We start from the raw sequence: 15,105 nt of genomic DNA, 5'->3' as shown, positions 1-15,105 counted from the left end.
AGCCGGGGCGGTTACGTTCGGGAACCCGCACGGACCAGGAGGCAGCATGAGAGCCGCCCTCGCCGCCGCGGCGCTGGCCGCGCTGCTTCCCGCCGCCCCCTTCGCCGCCGACGAGACGGCGACTCTCGCCGCGCTGAAACGAAACCCCGCCTTCCTCCGCCTCGCCCCCGCCGGGTTCGAACCCGCCGCGCTCCGGTTCATGGGCGGGATCGTTCCGGGCCGCCTGATCTTCGAGGGCGGGCCGCAGGCGGAGACGCTCAGGCCCCGCGGGCTGGTGACGGCCATCGTCCGCAACTGCTCCTTCCGCGCCACCCATGCACAGTCTAGCACCCTGTCTGAGGAGGTTTCCGAAAGCCGGACCCTGACGACGACGCGCACGGATTCCGCCGGCGGCTCCCTCACCGTCGAGGCGGACTGGCCGGGCGGCGGCGCGAGCGGGACGGTGGATTACGAGGTCTCCCTGTCGCGGGGATCGGCCCGGACAGTGGGGGAAGTCTCCACCGCCTCGCACAGCTACAACGCCGTCGCCCTGCCGCGCACGGAGTTCACGGTCGAGCTTCAGGTGATCGAGAACAAGCTGGACGGGCAACGCTTCCGCATGGACGCGGAGCGGACCGGCGCGGCGGAGATCACCTGGCGCCCCGCCCTCGAATGGCGGCGCTGGGCCGGCGCGCTCCCCGCCGGAGCCGTGACCTCCGGGGACGAGCCGGACGGGCGCGGAGGGCGGCGGAGCCTCGCGATTTGCCGGTCCGGCGCGCATCCGGGCAAGATCGTCGGCGGGCGCTGCAACTGGTCATTCGGCGGGGAAGAGCGGGTCTCCACGAGCTTCGAGGTGCTGGTCGCCCCGAGGGGCGCGACCCGCTGGATGAGCCGCCGGGATTTCGAGGCGGCGCATGGCGAGGCGACCGTCAAGGCGGGGGAGAGCCCCGGCGTCCAGGCCGGGACGGAGAGACGGGACGATCGCTATGGCGGCCGCCTCCTCGTCTGCCGCGCGCCGTATCGGGATGGCGTCCATCCCGGCAAGATCGTCATCAACGACTGCATGTTCGGCTGGGGCGGCGACGAGATCGAACGCGGCGACTATGATGTGCTTGTGCGGAACGACGCGCGGACGACCACCGTGGACCTCGCGACCTATCTGACGCGGGAGCAGCGCCTGGTCCGGATCGAGGGGGAACTGGACGGCGTGCGCGCCTCCAACCCGCTCATCGTCTTCGGCGAGGAGCGCCCGGTGGACCCGGCCTTCTGCGGCGGCGGCTTCACGCCGCAGCCGGTGCTCTCGCAGGCGGCGCCGCTGACCGCCTCGCTGGAGCGCCGGCCAGCGTCGCAAGGGGCGGGAACGCTCGCGGCGCGCTCGAACCCGGCGCCAGCAGCCTCCGGCGACGCTCCGGAAGCCATCGAGGGCGAGGTCTTCGCCGTTGCAGAGCCGGAAAGCGGCGCAATGAAGCCGCGCCTCGTCTCCCGCCTTCTCCGCGCCGAAAGCCCGCCGCTCTTCGGGGCGGACGTGCTCACCGTGCAGCTCGCCTTGCGTGACGCAGGCTGGCCGGTCCGGGCGGACGGGTTCTTCGGCCCGCGCACCGAGGCGGCGCTTCGCGCCTTCCAGCGCGCCGAACGGCTCCGGGAAGACGGCATCGTCGGGCCGAGGACGCTCGAACGCCTCGGTCTCTGAGAGACCGTGACAGGACGGCGCGCCGCGCTATAGTCCGCGCGGCTCATCATTCAGGAGGATCGCATGACCATCGCCGTCGGAGAGACGTTGCCCGCCGCTTCATTCGTCGAACTCGGGGCGGAAGGCCCGGCCGCCGTCACCGTCGAGGCGCTGACCAAGGGCCGCCGCGTCGCGCTCTTCGCCGTGCCGGGCGCCTTCACGCCGACCTGCCACAACAAGCATGTTCCGAGCTTCGTGAACGCCGCGAAGGCGCTGTCGGAAAAGGGCGTGGACGAGATCGTCTGCGTCTCCGTCAACGACCCCTTCGTGATGAAGGCCTGGGGCGAGGCGACGGGCGCGAAGGCTGCGGGCATCCGCATGCTGGCCGATCCCGACAGCTCCTTCACGAAGGCCGTGGGGCTCGACTTTTCAGCCCCGCCGGCCGGTCTCCATGCCCGCTCACGTCGTTACTCCATGTTGGTGGAGGACGGGAAGGTGAAGGTCCTCAACATCGAGGACGGCCCCGGCCAGGCGACCTGTTCGCTCGGCGAAGTCCTGGTCGACCAGATCTGAAGCCGTCCGCGCGGGGGGCGCCTCAGGCGCTCTCCGCCGGCGCAGGGCGGATGGAGACGCCGTTGATGCGCCATTCGCCCCCCACCTCGATCATCAGGTAGTCCGCGATGAAGAAGCGGCCCTCTGCATCCTCGAAGATCATCGCCTGGCTGAGGCCGCGCGGGGTCTCGCTCAGGGCGCCGGCGCGGACCGACCGCGGCTTCCAGACCATCGGATAGCCGGAGGTGACCATCCGGCTGAACGTCTCGGGGTCGCGGAAGATCCCCTGGATGGTCGGAGAGGCGAAGGTGAAGGCGCGGGACCAGTCGTCCGCCCGCATGGCCTCGACCTGCGATCGAATCACGGTCTCGATCCCCGCCGCATCCGGCGCGCCCTGCGCAGGGGCGGCGAGCGGGGAAAGGGCGAGCAGGGCGGCGAGAGCAAGGGCTGTGCGGCGCATCGGGGCCTCCTTTCACTTCTTTATCAGATGCGTCGTCGCCCTCGGGAGGCAAGTGAAAAGCATCACGCGCCGGGCGGGGCTCTGCGCCGGAATTCTCGCATCCATAGCCGGCGAGGCGACGGCCGGCGCCTGGACCCGCGCGCCGGGCGAAGGCTTCGTCTCCCAGACGATGCGCTATTTCGCGACCGAGCCGACCACGAGCCGGGACGTCGATTTCGCCCGCGCCTCGCTCGGCCTTTATGCCGAATACGGGCTGATCGAGGGCCTGACGCTCGGCGGCGAGGCGGACCAGGGAATGCGGCTCGACGACGGCGGCTTCGGCGCGCAGGACGGGCGGCTGCGAGGCTTCGCGCGCGTGAGGCTCTGGACGGGCGAGGCCGGAGATGTAGCCTCGGTCGAGGCCGGCGGCTCCATCCCCCTCTCGGGCTTCACCTCGCCCGCGGCGCCGGGCGGCGACGAGAGCTACGAGATCCGCCTCTCGGCCCTCTACGGAAGGGGACTGGACAGCCCGCTCGGGCCCGGCTGGGCCGATGGAATCCTTAGCTATGCGAAATTCGTCGGGGACCGGGCGGACGAGATCAAGCTCGACCTGACCTTCGGCCTCCGCCCCGCGCCGGGCTTCCTTGCGATGGCTCAGCTCTTCGCCACGAAGGGGCTCCGGAACCAGGCGTTCGGCGGGCCGGATTTCGACCTCGCCAAGGTCCAGCTCTCGCTCGGCTACGAGATTGGAGAGACGCGAACGATCCTCCTCGGCTTCGCAAGAGATGTGCTCACAAGGGGAACGTCGGACGGATACGAGGTTTCGCTGGCGCTCTGGACGCGGTTCTGAATGGGCCTCACCCGGCCTTGGTGATCCGCGCCAGCGCCTCGATCTTCGCTTTCGCGGCTCCGGAATCGATGCTCTCCGCCGCCAGCGCCGCGCCCGCCTTGAGGTCAGGCGCCGCCTCCGCGATCACCAGCGCCGCCGCGGCGTTGAGGAGCACGGCGTCGCGATAGGCCCCGGGCTCGCCCGCGAAGAGCCGGCGCATGGCCAGCGCGTTCTCCTTCGCCGCGCCGCCGAGGATGGCGGCGAAGGGCCAGCGCTTCAGCCCGGCGTCCTCCGGCGCGATCTCCCGCTCCTCGATCAGCCCGTTCTCAAGCGCCACGACCTTCGAGGGAAGCGCGATGGAAAGCTCGTCCGTCCCGTCCCCGCCATGCACGAGCCAGGCGCGCTCCGAGCCAAGCGCGGCCAGCGTCTCCGCCATAGGGCGGAGGAGGGCCGGTGAGAAGGCGCCGGTGAGCTGCCGCTTTACGCCGGCGGGATTGGTCAGCGGGCCGAGGATGTTGAAGATCGTCCGCGTGCCGAGTTCCGCCCGCGCCGGGCCGACGAAGCGCATCGCCGGGTGGTGCATCGGCGCCATCATGAAGCAGATGCCCGCCTCCCGGAGCGCCCGCTCCGCCACGGGCGCCTCCACCATCACCTCGACCCCCATCTCGGAAAGCGCGTCCGACGCGCCGGAGCGGGAGGAGAGGGCGCGGTTGCCGTGCTTGGCCACCTTCACGCCCGCGCCGGCGACGACGAAGGCCGTCGCGGTCGAGATGTTGAGCGTCCCCTTCCCGTCTCCCCCGGTGCCGACGATGTCCATCGCCAGTTCGCCGCCCGCGACCCTGGTTGCGCGGGCGCGCATGGCGGCGGCGGCGGCGGCGTATTCGTCCACGCTCTCCCCGCGGGTGCGGAGCGCCATGAGGAAGCCGCCGATCTGCGCAGGCGTCGCGTCCCCCGCCATGATCGCGCCGAAGGCGGCCTCCGCCTCTGCGCGGCTGAGCGGGCCCGCGGCCGCCTTGCCGATCAGCGGCTTCAGCGCATCCGACATCAGGCCGCCGCCGGCAGGCCGGTTCCGGCGAGCCGCAGGAAATTGGCGAGAAGGCGCTTGCCCTCCCCCGTCCGGATGCTCTCGGGGTGGAACTGCACGCCATGGACCGGGCGCGTCCGATGCCGGAGGCCCATGATGATCCCGTCATCCGTCTCGGCGGTGATTTCGAGACAGCCCGGCAGGCTCTCCCGCTCGACGATGAGCGAGTGATAGCGCGTCGCCTCCATCGGCTCCACCGCGCCTTCGAAGACGCCGAGCCCGCTATGGCGGATCGCGCTCAGCTTGCCGTGCATGATCGAGGGGGCGCGGACGACGCGGCCGCCGAAGGCCTGCCCGATCGTCTGGTGGCCGAGGCAGATGCCAAGGATCGGGAGATCTTCCGGCGCGCGGCGCACGAGGTCGAGGCAGATTCCGGCTTCGTCAGGCGTGGCGGGGCCGGGCGAGATGACGATGGCCTCGGCTCCGAAGGCCAGCGCCTCCTCCACGCCGAGCGCGTCGTTCCGGCGCACCTCGGTCTTCGCCCCGAGCTCGCCGAGATAGTGGACGACGTTCCAGGTGAAGCTGTCGTAATTGTCGATCAGGAGCAGCATGGGGAGGCCATCGCGCGGCTTCGGGGCGTTTGCCCCGGCGGGGCGCTTGGCGCTATAGATCACCGGAGCCCGCGCCAAGGTCAAGCGAGGCCGGAGAAGAAGACGGCGCCCGGCCCGTCCGGAGGGGCGGGCCGCGACGAGGAGGCAGGTATGGCGGAAGGGATGTCCGGGCGCGGGGCCTACTGGCTCGGCGCGTTCACCGGCCTCGTGTTTTCGGCCGCAGTCGGCGCCGCGCTCTCGATCTGGGCGCCGCAGACCGGCGCGCCGGGGCAGCCCGTCGAAATGGCCGCCGCGCCGGCGCCGGAACCGGATGCATCGGACGCGGCCGCTGATCCAGCCCCCGTAGCTGAGCCTGCCGAGACGCCGGTGTCGGAAGCCGCCCCGGAGCCCGGCCCCGCGCCTGAACCGGCCGCGCCGACTCCGGCGGCGGCGGGTGACGCGCCGCCGCCGGTTTCCGCCGAGGCGGACCCGGCGCCAGAGGCGGACGCCAGCCCCGTGGCGGCCGCCCCCGGGGCGCCCCCGCCGCCGGCGGAGCCCGAACCTGCGGCGCCGGCGCTTGGCGAGGCGGCCGCGCCCCCGGCGGCGACCGTCGGGGCGCTCGAGGAGGCGCCGCCCGTCTCTCCGGAGGAGCCGGAAGAGCCTGCGACGCCCGCGCCGGCCGCGACAGACGCTCTCGCCGAGGCGCCGGCGGCGGCAGAGTCGCCCGCGCCTGACGTCGAGGCTGCGACCGAGGCCGATGCGGCGGAGGTCGAGCCAGGGCCGCCCGGGCTCGCGCTCAACCGGGCGCCGTTTGACGGCGAAGCGGACGCGCCGATTCTCGTGGTCGCGCTTTCTGGCGTGGACGAGGCGGCGTTGGAGGATGCGATGCGGCTGCCTTTTCCCGTCACGCTCCTGCTTTCGGTCGAGGGCGAGGCGGGCGCGAGGCTCGCGGCGGCGGCGCAGGCGGCGGGGCTCGAAACCGTCAGCCCCTCCGCGCCGGGCGACGTTGCGGGGCCCGTCATCGGCGTGGCGTTGTCAGAGGCGCCGGCGGACCGGGCGGCGTTCTTCGCCGCGCTGGCGGCGCGCGACCTCGCGCTCCTCGACATCTCGGCGCCGGGCGGTTCGGCCGAGTTCCGGATGGCGCGGGCGGCCGGGCTGCAGGCGGCGGCGCTCGGCCTCCGGATCGACGAGATCGCGAACAGCGAGATCGTCTATCAGTCGCTGGAGCGCGCCGCGCTTGAAGCCCGCAAGCGCGGGGTCTTCATCGCGGTGGGCGAGGCGAACCAGGCGGTGCTCGCGGGGCTCCGCCGCTGGATGAGCGTGAAGGCGGGCAAGACCATCGACCTCGCCCCGCTTTCCGCCGCCATCGACCGGACGCCGGCGCGCTGAACCCGGCTTGAAGCGGGCGCGCGAAAGCCGCACTCTCGCCCGAAACGGCGGGAGCGGGCATGGGCGAGGTCATTCTCTGGGATTACTGGCGGTCCTCCGCCGCCTACCGGGTGAGGATCGCGCTCAACCTGAAGGGCGTTCGCTATCAGGCGCGGCCCGTGGACCTTCTCAAGGGGGAACATGCGGGGCCGGAGAACCTCGCCCGGAACCCGCAGGGGCTCGTGCCGACGCTGGAGATCGACGGGCTGACGCTCACGCAGTCGCTCCCGATCCTCGAATATCTTGACGAGACGCGGCCGGAGCAGCCCTTCCTTCCCGCCGATCCCGTCTCGCGCCAGCAGGTGCGGGCGGTTGCGGCGGCGATCGCCATGGAGATCCATCCGGTCTGCAACATGTCCGTCGCCCGGCATGCGACGGGCGGGTCGCCGGAGGCGATGGGCGTGTGGATGCGCCATTTCATCCCGCGCGGGCTCGCCGGGGTGGAAAAGATGGTGGCGGCGATCCGGACCGGGGGGTTCTGCTTCGGCGACGCGCCGGGGCTCGCCGATCTCTGCCTCATGCCGCAGCTCTACAACGCCCGCCGCTGGGAGGCGGACCTTTCGCCATTCCCGGTCCTTCGCGAGGTCGAGGCGCACTGCGCTTCGCTCAACGCCTTCGCGGCCGCCCATCCCGACGCAGTGAGACCCGCATGAGCTATGGCGCGCATTCCTACGAGGCGGACCCGCGGAACGCCTCCGTCCTTGTCTCGGTCAACGGGGAGATGGTCCCGCGGGAGCGGGCCGTCGTCTCCGTCTTCGACTCCAACTTCATGCTGGGGGACGGGGTGTGGGAGGGATTGCGGCTGAAGGCGGGGAAGATCCCGTTCCTCACGCGGCATCTCGAGCGGCTCTATGGCGGCGCGCGGGTGCTGGACTTCGAGAACATGATCCCGCCCGCCGCCATGCGCGCCCGCATCTTCGACGCGCTGGAGGCGAACGGGATGGAGGATGGCGTGCATATCCGCCTCATGGTCAGCCGCGGGATCAGGGCTACGCCCTATCAGGACCCGCGGGTGACGGTGACGCCGCCTACGGTCGTCATCATCCCGGAATACAAGGCGGCGAAGACCAACGATGCGGGGCTCGGGCTCTTCACCTCCACGATCCGGCGCACGGCGCCGGACGCGCAGGACCAGAAGCTGAATTCCCATTCCAAGCTCAACTGCATCCAGGCCTGCATCCAGGCGGCGAAGGCGGGGGCGGACGAGGCGCTGATGCTCGATCCCTCCGGAGCCGTCGCGACCTGCAACTCCACGCATTTCTTCATCGTGCGGGAAGGCGAGGTCTGGACCTCGACCGGGATGTACTGCCTCGGCGGGATCACGCGGCGGGCGGTGATGGAATGCGCGCGGGGGGCGGGGATCGCGGTGCATGAGAAGGCGTTCTCGCTCCATGACGTCTACACCGCCGAAGAGGCGTTCGTGACCGGGACCTTCGCGGGGCTCACGCCGGTCAGGGAGGTGGACGGGCGCGTGCTCGGCCCCGCGCTCGAAGGGCCGCCAGCGGTTCCGGGGCCGATGGTGGCGCGGCTCCGCCAGCTCTATGCGGCGCATCAGGCGGCGCATGCGGAGGGGCGCGATGGGTGAGCCCATCAGGATCGCCATGTGGTCGGGGCCGCGGAACCTTTCCACGGCGATGATGCGGAGCTTCGGGGGGCGGGCGGATTGCGCCGTGCTCGACGAGCCGTTCTACGCCGCCTACCTGCATCATTCGGGGATCGAGCATCCGATGAAGGCGGAGGTGCTGCGCGCCCAGCCGACCGACCCGGATGAAGTGGAGCGATGCGTGATCGGGCCGGTTCCCGGGGGACGGCCGCTCTGGCATCAGAAGCACATGCCGCACCACATGCTGCCGGGCTTCCCGCGCGGCTGGTTCGCCGCCTGCCGGCACTTCATCCTGATCCGCGCGCCCGAGCGGGTGGCGGCGAGCTTCGACGCCGGGCGGCCCGACCCGACGGTCGAGGACCTCGGCGCGCCGCAGATGGACGGGGTGATCGCGGATATCGTCGCCATGACGGGGCGGGAGCCGCCGGTGGTGGAGGCGGAGGATATCCGCGCGAACCCGGAGGGGATGCTCCGGGCGCTCTGCGCCGCGCTGGAGATCCCGTGGGATGCCGGGATGCTTCGCTGGGAGACAGGGCGGCGGGAGACGGACGGGGTCTGGGCCCCGCACTGGTACCGGGCGGTCGAAGCCTCCACCGGCTTCGCGCCGCCGCCGCGGGAGGAGCCGGCGCTCCGGCCTGCGCTTCGGCCCGTGGTGGAGGCGGCGCGGCCCTCCTTCGAGCGGCTGAGGGCGCGGAAACTGGGGCCCGTCGGCGCGGCCTGAAGGGGTCTCCGAGGCCCATAACCATGGTTATCGGCCTCGGAGCATTGATATCGTTATAAAAAAGTCGTGATCGAATTGTTTCAGCGCCAAAACGGGCTGCGAATGCGCGGACCCTAGGCCGGCGCGAAGGTTCGCTCGATATCGTCCAGCACGTCCTCGATCAGGCCCTCGCGGGCGAGCGGGCCGGTGAAGTGCAGCCGCCATCCCTCCCGCGTCCGCTCCCGCCGGATCACGAGGCCCTTGCGGGGGCGCAGCACGATCCGGGGCCGGCCCTCGCCGCGCGCCGGGGCCTCCGGCTCTCCCGTGCGTTCGGCCTCGACGATGACGGGTTCGAGGAGCGCCCATTGCGCCTCGAAGGCCCGGGATTCGGATTCCTCCAGCGCGACCTGCATCGCCTCCCCGTAACGCTCCCGCTCCGCGGCGGCGGCGATGCGCACGCATTGCCGCTCCGTCAGCCGCCAGGGCTCCACGATCAGGCCTTCGAGAAGTTCGACGGCGCGGGCCACGGCGCGGATACGGCTCCGCTTCATCGGCGAGGCGGAAGCGTAGAGCGCCGCAATCGCGGCCTCGGTGTTTGCGAACCAGCCGCGCTCCGCCGCCGCGACGGCGATGCGCGCCTTCTCCCAGGGCGAAATGTCCCGCCGCACGTCGTTTTCCTCCACCATGCCGACGAGGATCGCATCATCGGAGACGGGGTCGCGGAGGAGGGCGGGGATACGATCCCAGGTCGCGGCGCCGCTCCGCGCCTTCAGGAGCCGGAACGCCTCCAGCCGCCGGAAGCCGGAGACGAGGCCGTAGCGGCAGGGCGGCCGGGGCGTGACGAGCGGGAAAAGCTCCACCGGGATCCGGAGGCCGGAGGCGAGGATCGAGTTGATCAGCTCCTCCATCCCCGGCGCATCCTTTCCGATGCGGTCACGGAGGAGGAGGCTGTCCGCCTCGATCTCTTCGAGCGGGACGAGGATCACGGCTTCCTCGCGGGGCGGGGCGGCGACGGGCATGGGCTCTCCAGGGGCGGGTTTCGATGGGCGCGACCATCCCCGAAGCAGGTTAGGATCGGGTGAGACGGGCGCGCGCTGGGCGTTGCGCGGCGCCCTCGCCCCCTCCCGCGCCCGCAGGGGGAGAGGGCGCGGAGATGTTCGGGCGTTCGTGCAGGCGGCGGCGGGGCTGGGCCGGGGCTGGGCCGGGGCTGGAACGGGGACGACCGGGACGGCGAAGTCGGTTTGTATGATTTGTAATATATATCGGATGGAGGGGAGGAGCGACGCTCAGCCGGCGGCGCGCGAAAGGAGCGCTTCCGCAGACGGCGCGCCGACCTGACCCGAGGCGCGGGTCAGCTCCGGCTTCAGGATATCCATGGCGCGCTGCGCGCCGGCCGCGCCTCCGGCGCCGACGGCGAACGCCAGCGCCCGCCCGGCCAGGACGAAATCGGCGCCGAGCGCCCGCGCCTTCAGAACATCGGAGCCGCGACGCACGCCGCTGTCGAGCATGACGTTCATTCGTTGCAGAGCGCCCGCGTCAGCCCGATCACGGCGTGCTTTCTGGCGACGCAGGCGGGCACGCGCAGCCCGCCCTGCGAGCCGAGCACGGCGGCTCCGCGTCGGCGAGCCTCTGACGGTCGGCCTTGTCGCGAGCGCCCGGTTCCGAGCGTCGATTGACAATCCTTAGTGAATCAGTAGGAATAAGCCCGTCCAGCCACCTGAGCCTCGGGAAGCCCGACCGCTACCAACCGACGCAGGGCAGGACTGCTCCATGACGAAACCGACGCTATGCCTCGCGGCGCTCGCCGCAATTGCGATCTGCCCGTTCGGAGCCGCGGCGGCGGGCGGGCCCGTGGTGCTGGAGCTGAACAAGCTTGAGCCGGCGGGAGAGGCGGGCGGCTGCCAGGCCTTCGTGCTGATCGAGAACGGCGCGGGGGCCATGGAAAGCCTCAACGTCGATCTCGTGATGATGGACCCTGAGGGCGTGATCGCGCGGCGCCTCGCGGTGGAGCTGGGCCCGCTCCGGGCGGGCAAGACCAGCGTGAAGGTCTTCCGCGTCGACGGGGTCGAATGCGGGCGGATCGGCGGCGTGCTTCTCAACGATGTGATCGGCTGCGCGCCGGCGCCGGAGGCGGGCGATTGCTTCGCCCTCGTCTCGACCCGCGCGCGCGGCGCGGTCGCCTTCTACGAGTGAGACGATGGAAGAGACCCTGATCCAGACCGACCCCGCGCTCGACGCGCCCCTCGCCGCGGCGCCGGAGCCCGGCCTCCTCGCCGGGATCGAGGCGGGGATGGACACGCTTCTTCTCGGCGGCCCGATCGTCGGCGTTCTTGTCGGGATGTCGGTGCTGGCGCTCGCCATCGTGATCGCGAAGGCATGGCAGTTCTTCGCCTCCGGCGTCGGCGAGGGCCGGGCGGCGGAGGCGGCGCTGGCGCTCTGGCGGCGGGGGGACGCGGCGCGGGCGCTCGCCGCGGCGCGCGGCGGGCGCGGCCCGGCCTCTGCGGCGATGCGCGAGGCGCTGGAGGGCGCGATGCGGGGCGCCGACCCGGGCGGGCTTCGCGAAGAGGTGATCCGCCTTGCGGCGGACCGGATCGAGGACCTCCGCGCCTGGCTCCGCCCGCTGGAGGTGATCGCCTCGCTGGCCCCGCTTCTCGGCCTCTTCGGCACCGTGCTCGGCATGATCGACGCCTTCGCCGCGCTCGAGGCGGCGGGGAGCCGGGTGGACCCGGCGATCCTCTCGGGCGGCATCTGGGAGGCGCTGCTGACGACGGCGGTCGGCCTCGCCGTCGCGATCCCCGCGGTGGCGGCGCTCGCCTGGCTGGAGCGGCGGGTGGAGCGGCTGGAGCGGCGGATCGACAGCCTCGTCGCAGGCTTCTTCGCCACAGGGCCGGGCCTCGCCCCGGCGGAGAAGGAGAGCGGCCATGAGCGCAGCTTCGGCGCAGCCCCGTCTCGCGCGTGAGGGGCGGCGGCGCGGGCGCCTGCCGCTCACGCCGCTGATCGATGTGGTGTTCATCCTGCTGATCTTCTTCATGCTCGCGTCCTCCTTCGCGGACTGGCGGAGCCTCCGGCTCGCGGTCGCCGGTCCGTCGGGGGCCGCGCCTTCGGCGGAGGGCGCGATGCTTGTCGATCTCCGGCCCGAGGGCCTGAGGCTCGGCGGCGCGGCCGTGTCGGCGGAGGCGTTCGAGGCGCGACTCGCCGCGCGGCTCGCGGCGGAGCCCGATTTGCGGGTGCTCGTCCGGCCCGCTCCGGGGGTGGACGTGCAGGGCGCGGTGACGCTGATGGACCGGCTGGAGGCGCTCGGCGTCTCACGAGCCGCGCTGATGGCCGCGCCGTGAGGCGGCTGTCGCGAAGCCGCCCGCGGCGGCGGGACGAGGACGAGCGCGTCCTGCCGCTCGTCAACATCGTCTTTCTTCTCCTCATCTTCTTCATGGTCGCGGGCCGTCTGGCGGCGACCGACCCGTTCACGGTGGAGCCCGCCCGCTCCGCGGCGGAGGGCGAGGCGCCGCCGGAGCCGCCGCTGATCCTCCTCGCCGCGGACGGCCGGCTGGCGCTCGACGGGACGGAGATGGACGAGACGGCGCTGATCGAGGCCGTCGCCGCCAGGATCGTTGCGGGCGGCCAGACCGCAGCGCAACTGAAGGCGGATGGCGGAGCGGAGGCTGCGGCGCTCGTCACGCTCCTTTCGAAGCTGAAGGCGACCGGGGTCGAGACGGCGCTGCTGCTGACCGCGCGGGCGGGCGGCTGAACGATGCGCGCGCGCGCCCTCGCCCTGCCCCTCCTCGCCGCCGCCGCCCTGCACCTCGCGGCGCTTGCGATCGCCTTCCGCCAGACTGCGGAATCCGGCGCGACGGCGACAGGCTCCGGCGGGCTGGAAATCGCGCTCGGCGCCGGCGGGGCCGCCTCCGCAGAGGCGGTCGCCTCCATGCCCGGAACGACGGAGGCGCCGAACGCGGCGGAGACAGACGCGCCGGCAGCGGCCGAGGCGCTCGACGCCCCGAAGCCAGAGCCGGTTCTCGCCGCGACCGAGGCCGCGGAGCCGGCCGCCGCGGAGGCGGTCTCGGCGGAGGCGCCCCCAGACGAACCCGTCGCCTCCGAAAGCGCCGCGCCCGTTCCGGCGGAGCCGCTCGAAGCGGCGCCGGCGGCGGCCGCCGCAATCGCCCCGACGAGCGAGCCCCTGCCGGTTTCCGCGGAGAGGGCCCGCATGGAAGCGGCCCCCGCCGTCGAGGCCGTCGCGCAAGCGGAGCCGCCGCAGGAGACCGTCTCGCTCGCCGCGCCGGAGCCGGAACCCGCCGAACCGGCCGAACCCCGGATAGCGCTTGCGCCCGTCCCGCAGCCGAAACCGGAACGCCCGAAAGCGGAGCCTGCGCGCGCCGCGGAGCCGAAGCCGGGTCCCGCCGCCCCGGCCGCTTCGCACGCCGCGCCGAAGCCGACGACCGCGACGGCGCGCGCCGATCCCGGCCCGGGCGAGACGGCCGCCGCGCCGGCGGCCGGCGGCGCCGCGGCCTCCGCTCCCGCCGCCGCGGGCGGCGGCGATCCCGGCGTGAAGCGAGACTACGCCGCGACGCTCGCCGCCCTCCTCGCCCGCCACAAGCGCTATCCCCGCCGAGCCGAGGCGCGGCGGCAGGAGGGCACGGGCCTTCTCTACTTCGTGGTCGAGGCGAACGGAGCCCTCGCCGCCGCGGAGCTTCGCCGAAGCTCCGGCCACGGCGCGCTCGACGAGGAGATTCTCGCTCTCGTCCGCCGCGTCGGGTCATTCCCGCCAATTCCGCCGGAAGTCGGCGTCGCACGGCTGGAGCTCGTCGTTCCGATCAGCTTCACGCTGAGATGAACGCCGCATCCACAACACGAGGGAGACACTCCGAGATGACCGAACAGCAAGCGCGCGCCGCCGGGCCTTCCGCATCGCAAACGGCGACGTTCGCGACGCCCAGGGCCTCGCAATACCTGCAGCAGCTTTGCAAGCACTTCGCGCACAAGGTCGAGGCGCGCTTCGACGAGACCTTCGGCGAGGTGGAGATGCCGGGCGGGCGCATTCGGCTGCGTGCGGAAGCCGACGCCCTTCATGTCGCCGTCGAGGGCGAGACGACGACCGCGTTCCTGCAGGCGCGCCACGTTTTCGAGGAGCATCTTGTGCGTTTCGCGTTCAGGGAGAATGCGGGCCCGCTCGACTGGCGCGCCGCATCGCCCGCGCCGGGGAAATGACGGGAGCCTCCACCGACCTCACGGCTTCACATCAGGCGCACAGGGCGCCGGCGGGATGTGAAAGGGGCGGCCTGCGAGCCGCCTCGCCGGGATCGCCGGTCGCGCCGACCCCGCGTCAGATCGCAGCCCCGCGGACCGGCGAGAACCCGCCGCGGCCGCCGCTTCAGGGAAGGACGAAATCAATGATGGGCCAGGCCCTCTCCGTCTTGTCGATGCTGCTCATGGCGGCGCCTGCGGCCGCAGGCGAGATTCAGGCGGAGACGGCGCGGGGCGCCGTTTCCGTTCCCTACCGGCCGGCCGTGGTGGCGGCGCTGGACGTGCCGGCGATCGACACGCTGGCTGCGCTCGGCGTTCCGCTCGCCGCTGTTCCGGGGAGGCTCTATGTCTCCTACCTGTCCCGTGTCGCAAGGGACGCGACGCCGGCAGGAACGCTCTTCGAACCCGATCTCGAAGCGCTGAACGCCCTCGGGCCCGATCTGATCATCGCAGGGGGGCGATCATCGGCGGAGGTGGACAGCCTGGCGAGGCTCGCTCCGACCATCGACATGACGATCTGGGGCGCGGACCAGATCGGCCAGACCCGCGCGCGGCTTCGCGCCTATGGCGCGATCTTCGGGCTTGAGGCGCGCGCCGCGGCGCTGGACGCCGCGCTTCTCGCCGCATTGCAGGCCACGCAGGCCGCCGCCTCCGGCGCCGGCGCGGCTCTCGTCATCCTGACCAACGGGCCGAAGCTTTCCGCCTTCGGCCCCGGATCCCGCTTCGGCTGGCTGCATGACGCCGTCGGCCTTCCGGCCGCCTCGCCGGACCTCGAAGCGTTGACGCACGGCCAGGCGATCTCCTTCGGGTTCATCGCGGAGACGGACCCCGAAAGGCTGATCGTCGTGGACAGGGGCGCCGCCATCGGGCAGGGCGGAGCCGGCGCCGCCGCGACGCTCGACAACGAGCTCGTCGCCGGCGGCAAGGCGGCGCGGAACCACCGGATCATCATTCTTGACGCCGCCGACCTCTACATAGCCGGCGGCGGCTACACAGCGACGATGCGCACGCTCGACGCGCTCAGGCGGGCCTTCGAGGCGCGCCGCTAGGGCTG

The 15,105-nt window shown here is 72.4% G+C and carries 19 protein-coding genes; 14 read left to right on the top strand and 5 right to left on the bottom strand.

The annotated features are described in order from the left end of the window. Positions 1–46 precede the first annotated feature (46 nt). Together ACE37J_RS11285 and ACE37J_RS11280 are read left to right on the top strand one after the other, a co-directional pair. Complete coding sequence (locus tag ACE37J_RS11285) at positions 47–1,669, top strand: DM9 repeat-containing protein (protein WP_409711352.1); 1,623 nt, start codon at positions 47–49, stop codon at positions 1,667–1,669. Between the two features lie 63 nt (positions 1,670–1,732). Beyond that, positions 1,733–2,221, top strand: a complete 489-nt coding sequence (locus tag ACE37J_RS11280) for a peroxiredoxin (RefSeq protein WP_409711351.1) — start codon at positions 1,733–1,735, stop codon at positions 2,219–2,221. Positions 2,222–2,243: 22 nt separating this feature from the next. Here the strand turns inward: ACE37J_RS11280 and ACE37J_RS11275 are convergent, their stop codons facing one another. Continuing rightward, entirely contained in the window at positions 2,244–2,660 is a 417-nt protein-coding gene (locus ACE37J_RS11275) for a DUF4864 domain-containing protein (protein WP_409711350.1), read from the bottom strand. A gap of 52 nt (positions 2,661–2,712) precedes the next feature. Between ACE37J_RS11275 and ACE37J_RS11270 the strand changes: the two genes are divergently transcribed. Beyond that, positions 2,713–3,489 carry a hypothetical protein gene (locus ACE37J_RS11270; RefSeq protein ID WP_409711349.1) on the top strand — a complete coding sequence of 259 codons (777 nt, stop codon included), beginning with the start codon at positions 2,713–2,715 and terminating at the stop codon, positions 3,487–3,489. Positions 3,490–3,496: 7 nt separating this feature from the next. On the opposite strand, the gene trpD is transcribed toward ACE37J_RS11270, so the two are convergent. Together trpD and ACE37J_RS11260 are read right to left on the bottom strand one after the other, a co-directional pair. Further along, positions 3,497–4,513, bottom strand: a complete 1,017-nt coding sequence (gene trpD / locus ACE37J_RS11265) for an anthranilate phosphoribosyltransferase (protein WP_409711348.1) — start codon at positions 4,511–4,513, stop codon at positions 3,497–3,499. Beyond that, entirely contained in the window at positions 4,513–5,103 is a 591-nt protein-coding gene (locus ACE37J_RS11260; RefSeq protein WP_409711347.1) for an anthranilate synthase component II, read from the bottom strand. Before ACE37J_RS11260 ends, trpD begins: the two co-directional genes overlap by 1 nt. 150 nt (positions 5,104–5,253) lie before the next feature. Between ACE37J_RS11260 and ACE37J_RS11255 the strand changes: the two genes are divergently transcribed. Genes ACE37J_RS11255 through ACE37J_RS11240 form a run of 4 tightly spaced genes read left to right on the top strand, consistent with a single transcriptional unit; the run spans position 5,254 to position 8,834 of the window. Then, complete coding sequence (locus ACE37J_RS11255; protein WP_409711346.1) at positions 5,254–6,471, top strand: divergent polysaccharide deacetylase family protein; 1,218 nt, start codon at positions 5,254–5,256, stop codon at positions 6,469–6,471. 59 nt (positions 6,472–6,530) lie between these two features. Next, positions 6,531–7,163, top strand: a complete 633-nt coding sequence (maiA, locus tag ACE37J_RS11250) for a maleylacetoacetate isomerase (protein WP_409711345.1) — start codon at positions 6,531–6,533, stop codon at positions 7,161–7,163. Further along, the gene (locus tag ACE37J_RS11245) at positions 7,160–8,095 is read left to right on the top strand and encodes an aminotransferase class IV (protein WP_409711344.1); all 936 of its coding nucleotides are present in this window, start codon (positions 7,160–7,162) and stop codon (positions 8,093–8,095) included. Before maiA ends, ACE37J_RS11245 begins: the two co-directional genes overlap by 4 nt. Next, entirely contained in the window at positions 8,088–8,834 is a 747-nt protein-coding gene (locus tag ACE37J_RS11240; protein ID WP_409711343.1) for an HAD family hydrolase, read from the top strand. The genes ACE37J_RS11245 and ACE37J_RS11240 overlap by 8 nt, the downstream gene beginning before the upstream one ends. A gap of 113 nt (positions 8,835–8,947) precedes the next feature. Here ACE37J_RS11240 and ACE37J_RS11235 read toward each other — a convergent pair whose 3' ends face one another. Next, positions 8,948–9,832: a ParB/RepB/Spo0J family partition protein gene (locus ACE37J_RS11235; protein ID WP_409711342.1), complete on the bottom strand. Its 885-nt coding sequence runs from the start codon at positions 9,830–9,832 to the stop codon at positions 8,948–8,950. A gap of 267 nt (positions 9,833–10,099) precedes the next feature. Continuing rightward, complete coding sequence (locus ACE37J_RS11230) at positions 10,100–10,330, bottom strand: alpha-hydroxy-acid oxidizing protein (protein ID WP_409711341.1); 231 nt, start codon at positions 10,328–10,330, stop codon at positions 10,100–10,102. 253 nt (positions 10,331–10,583) lie between these two features. Between ACE37J_RS11230 and ACE37J_RS11225 the strand changes: the two genes are divergently transcribed. From ACE37J_RS11225 to ACE37J_RS11195, 7 genes are all read left to right on the top strand, one after another. After that, the gene (locus ACE37J_RS11225; RefSeq protein ID WP_409711340.1) at positions 10,584–11,006 is read left to right on the top strand and encodes a hypothetical protein; all 423 of its coding nucleotides are present in this window, start codon (positions 10,584–10,586) and stop codon (positions 11,004–11,006) included. A 4-nt stretch (positions 11,007–11,010) separates the two neighbouring features. Next, complete coding sequence (locus tag ACE37J_RS11220; protein WP_409711339.1) at positions 11,011–11,772, top strand: MotA/TolQ/ExbB proton channel family protein; 762 nt, start codon at positions 11,011–11,013, stop codon at positions 11,770–11,772. Further along, a complete protein-coding gene (locus tag ACE37J_RS11215; RefSeq protein ID WP_409711338.1) occupies positions 11,735–12,148 on the top strand; it encodes an ExbD/TolR family protein in 414 nt (137 codons plus the stop codon). Before ACE37J_RS11220 ends, ACE37J_RS11215 begins: the two co-directional genes overlap by 38 nt. Further along, the gene (locus ACE37J_RS11210; RefSeq protein WP_409711337.1) at positions 12,145–12,558 is read left to right on the top strand and encodes an ExbD/TolR family protein; all 414 of its coding nucleotides are present in this window, start codon (positions 12,145–12,147) and stop codon (positions 12,556–12,558) included. Before ACE37J_RS11215 ends, ACE37J_RS11210 begins: the two co-directional genes overlap by 4 nt. A gap of 3 nt (positions 12,559–12,561) precedes the next feature. Continuing rightward, complete coding sequence (locus ACE37J_RS11205) at positions 12,562–13,641, top strand: energy transducer TonB (RefSeq protein WP_409711336.1); 1,080 nt, start codon at positions 12,562–12,564, stop codon at positions 13,639–13,641. Next, positions 13,638–14,015 carry a DUF2218 domain-containing protein gene (locus ACE37J_RS11200; RefSeq protein ID WP_409711335.1) on the top strand — a complete coding sequence of 126 codons (378 nt, stop codon included), beginning with the start codon at positions 13,638–13,640 and terminating at the stop codon, positions 14,013–14,015. Before ACE37J_RS11205 ends, ACE37J_RS11200 begins: the two co-directional genes overlap by 4 nt. 182 nt (positions 14,016–14,197) lie before the next feature. Further along, the gene (locus ACE37J_RS11195) at positions 14,198–15,100 is read left to right on the top strand and encodes a siderophore ABC transporter substrate-binding protein (protein WP_409711334.1); all 903 of its coding nucleotides are present in this window, start codon (positions 14,198–14,200) and stop codon (positions 15,098–15,100) included. Positions 15,101–15,105 lie beyond the last annotated feature (5 nt).

This window comes from Pikeienuella sp. (assembly GCF_046290545.1).
In the GTDB taxonomy this organism is placed as follows: domain Bacteria; phylum Pseudomonadota; class Alphaproteobacteria; order Rhodobacterales; family Rhodobacteraceae; genus Pikeienuella.
Note: the sequence above shows the minus strand (reverse complement) of the source record. Positions and strands in the feature narration are given on the sequence as shown.

What these genes read in the sequence shown, in the direction of transcription:
- ACE37J_RS11285 (WP_409711352.1), top strand. Translation starts at nt 47, where the DNA reads ATGAGAGCCGCCCTCGCCGCCGCGGCGCTGGCCGCGCTGCTTCCCGCC.
- ACE37J_RS11280 (WP_409711351.1), top strand. Translation starts at nt 1,733, where the DNA reads ATGACCATCGCCGTCGGAGAGACGTTGCCCGCCGCTTCATTCGTCGAA.
- ACE37J_RS11275 (WP_409711350.1), bottom strand. Translation starts at nt 2,660, where the DNA reads ATGCGCCGCACAGCCCTTGCTCTCGCCGCCCTGCTCGCCCTTTCCCCG.
- trpD (WP_409711348.1), bottom strand. Translation starts at nt 4,513, where the DNA reads ATGTCGGATGCGCTGAAGCCGCTGATCGGCAAGGCGGCCGCGGGCCCG.
- ACE37J_RS11260 (WP_409711347.1), bottom strand. Translation starts at nt 5,103, where the DNA reads ATGCTGCTCCTGATCGACAATTACGACAGCTTCACCTGGAACGTCGTC.
- ACE37J_RS11255 (WP_409711346.1), top strand. Translation starts at nt 5,254, where the DNA reads ATGGCGGAAGGGATGTCCGGGCGCGGGGCCTACTGGCTCGGCGCGTTC.
- maiA (WP_409711345.1), top strand. Translation starts at nt 6,531, where the DNA reads ATGGGCGAGGTCATTCTCTGGGATTACTGGCGGTCCTCCGCCGCCTAC.
- ACE37J_RS11245 (WP_409711344.1), top strand. Translation starts at nt 7,160, where the DNA reads ATGAGCTATGGCGCGCATTCCTACGAGGCGGACCCGCGGAACGCCTCC.
- ACE37J_RS11240 (WP_409711343.1), top strand. Translation starts at nt 8,088, where the DNA reads ATGGGTGAGCCCATCAGGATCGCCATGTGGTCGGGGCCGCGGAACCTT.
- ACE37J_RS11235 (WP_409711342.1), bottom strand. Translation starts at nt 9,832, where the DNA reads ATGCCCGTCGCCGCCCCGCCCCGCGAGGAAGCCGTGATCCTCGTCCCG.
- ACE37J_RS11230 (WP_409711341.1), bottom strand. Translation starts at nt 10,330, where the DNA reads ATGAACGTCATGCTCGACAGCGGCGTGCGTCGCGGCTCCGATGTTCTG.
- ACE37J_RS11225 (WP_409711340.1), top strand. Translation starts at nt 10,584, where the DNA reads ATGACGAAACCGACGCTATGCCTCGCGGCGCTCGCCGCAATTGCGATC.
- ACE37J_RS11220 (WP_409711339.1), top strand. Translation starts at nt 11,011, where the DNA reads ATGGAAGAGACCCTGATCCAGACCGACCCCGCGCTCGACGCGCCCCTC.
- ACE37J_RS11215 (WP_409711338.1), top strand. Translation starts at nt 11,735, where the DNA reads ATGAGCGCAGCTTCGGCGCAGCCCCGTCTCGCGCGTGAGGGGCGGCGG.
- ACE37J_RS11205 (WP_409711336.1), top strand. Translation starts at nt 12,562, where the DNA reads ATGCGCGCGCGCGCCCTCGCCCTGCCCCTCCTCGCCGCCGCCGCCCTG.
- ACE37J_RS11200 (WP_409711335.1), top strand. Translation starts at nt 13,638, where the DNA reads ATGAACGCCGCATCCACAACACGAGGGAGACACTCCGAGATGACCGAA.
- ACE37J_RS11195 (WP_409711334.1), top strand. Translation starts at nt 14,198, where the DNA reads ATGATGGGCCAGGCCCTCTCCGTCTTGTCGATGCTGCTCATGGCGGCG.